Raw genomic sequence first — 1,821 nt, 5'->3', positions numbered from 1 at the left:
CTTGTGTTGGCGCGAGGCCTCAGCGAACAGGTCGAACTTCAGGGCGCTACGGGGAGTGATCATGGCAAAGGATGGAGCACGCGTTCTCGATCAACAAGGGACCGGATGGGTTTTGAGAGGTTCCCTGTCGCTTCAGATCTTGCGCCACCCATGCCGTCAAGGACTCTATTTCTGGAAATTGGTGTCCAGCCGCCATTCAAACCCCTTCCAACATGCCGGCCTTACGGCTCCTGGCCAGCGCGCACAAACGCAGAGGGGTCGTACCAGACATCCTCGTAGCCCTCATCGTCCACAATGAATTTATACCCAGGGGGTAAGGCAAGATATTTACCCAATTCTGGCATCCGCTCCAAGACATGAGAACCATGCACGGACTGGAAGAAGTCATCATCATCAGAATATTCGCCTCCCCAGAAATACCATCCTGATGCATCAATCGTCGGCCGAATTCGAACGCCATAGATCGGTTGCTGGTTCAACGAAGCAAGATGGACCGCGACATGCAAGGCCGGATTAAATGCCAACGGGCTGCCATTGTACTTTTCACACATTGCAGCTTGTTCATTATCGACAGCACTTTCCATTGCAGCACTCACTCAATAAATAATTCAATTCACCGCCGGCGACCATAGATAAACATTCCTTTTCTCAGGTTCGTACAGGTAATCGCTGACCTGACTGCCCCGCATCACCCCGGCCAGCAGGTGGCCGTCATACACGAACCGGGTCTTGCCGAAGGCGTCCGTCTTGTCGATGCGCGCCCCAGCGCGTCGTAGCGATAGCGCGTGGTCTGCACCGTGGCTGCAGGCTCGGCCTGCTCCTGGCCGGCAGCAGGCACCGATTGCAGCGCGGGACGCTCCCGGTAGCGCGTGACGGTGGCCCTACGACTTCGTATCCCGCTCTGTTATGGGTGCTGCAAGCACCCATCCTCAATATCGAGAATTTCTTGTTTATTCAGCAATTCCAGATAACTTTTAACTTTATTTATAGGCACCTCAGAAGGAACATCGATAGAGACCAACTTTTTAATATTGGAAGCCTCTGTTGAGCAGCCCATTTTTAACAACTGATCCCGAACTTCTTTAACAGAACTCTCTTCGTTAAAAAAGATTCTCAACGTACTATGCCCGCACTTTTCCACGACCTCCAAAAAATGATTCTCCCCAGATTTTCTTCTTTTTATTCTAACTATGTCTCCGCTACTGACATCAGTAACAAAGAATGGAATATTATCTATTTTCCACAAGTTCTCATTCAATTTTTTAGCCCACACACCTTCGTAATCGAATGGTGGATACCCATCTTCATCAGGCACAAGCGAAAATATAATTTTGACCCGATCATTCACCGCAATTTCCTTTTCCATTTTTCTTTGGTTTCTTATTCATCTTTCTATTTTTCCTCTTATAGTTTGGCTTTTTCTTATGCCAATCGTCACGATTGCATTTTCTGCACAGCACCTGACCATTCACTTCAGTAGCTGGACCACCAGAAGACTCTGCTTCAATATGATCAATCTGCCATTCATCAGAAGGAGGAGTAACCCCCTTCATACTTTTGGCGGGCTTTTGCACTTGACATTTACATTTTTCGCATTTTTTAACGCCAAAGAATTCCTCATTTTCTTGAAGAATAGCTTTTTTTGTCTTCGGGGTAAATTTAACCAGTCCGAATGGATCTATCCATTCCAAAGGATTAGGGAAGGTCTGCATAAATCGCCCCACGACATGCTTGGCATGGAGATGAAGCCCTGAGACGATACGTCACATGAAGCAGCACAGCCTGGGCTTGGGAATGACGGCGAAGCGAACGCGGCGGCGG

General features: G+C 48.5%; 3 protein-coding genes. All 3 read right to left on the bottom strand.

Going from position 1 to position 1,821, the window contains the following annotated elements; translation table 11 throughout:
* Positions 1-221: 221 nt before the first annotated feature.
* A complete protein-coding gene (locus tag AVAK2825_RS24610; RefSeq protein WP_284403109.1) occupies positions 222-584 on the bottom strand; it encodes an immunity protein Imm33 domain-containing protein in 363 nt (120 codons plus the stop codon).
* Between the two features lie 320 nt (positions 585-904).
* Positions 905-1,366 carry a DUF4265 domain-containing protein gene (locus AVAK2825_RS24605; RefSeq protein ID WP_284403108.1) on the bottom strand — a complete coding sequence of 154 codons (462 nt, stop codon included), beginning with the start codon at positions 1,364-1,366 and terminating at the stop codon, positions 905-907.
* Positions 1,341-1,712 (bottom strand): HNH endonuclease, encoded by a 372-nt coding sequence (locus AVAK2825_RS24600; protein WP_284403107.1) that lies wholly within the window; start codon positions 1,710-1,712, stop codon positions 1,341-1,343. The genes AVAK2825_RS24605 and AVAK2825_RS24600 overlap by 26 nt, the downstream gene beginning before the upstream one ends.
* Positions 1,713-1,821: the final 109 nt, after the last annotated feature.

This window comes from Acidovorax sp. SUPP2825 (assembly GCF_030158995.1).
Taxonomy (GTDB): Bacteria; Pseudomonadota; Gammaproteobacteria; order Burkholderiales; family Burkholderiaceae_C; genus Paracidovorax.
Note: the sequence above shows the minus strand (reverse complement) of the source record. Positions and strands in the feature narration are given on the sequence as shown.

What these genes read in the sequence shown, in the direction of transcription:
- AVAK2825_RS24610 (WP_284403109.1), bottom strand. Translation starts at nt 584, where the DNA reads ATGGAAAGTGCTGTCGATAATGAACAAGCTGCAATGTGTGAAAAGTAC.
- AVAK2825_RS24605 (WP_284403108.1), bottom strand. Translation starts at nt 1,366, where the DNA reads ATGGAAAAGGAAATTGCGGTGAATGATCGGGTCAAAATTATATTTTCG.
- AVAK2825_RS24600 (WP_284403107.1), bottom strand. Translation starts at nt 1,712, where the DNA reads ATGCAGACCTTCCCTAATCCTTTGGAATGGATAGATCCATTCGGACTG.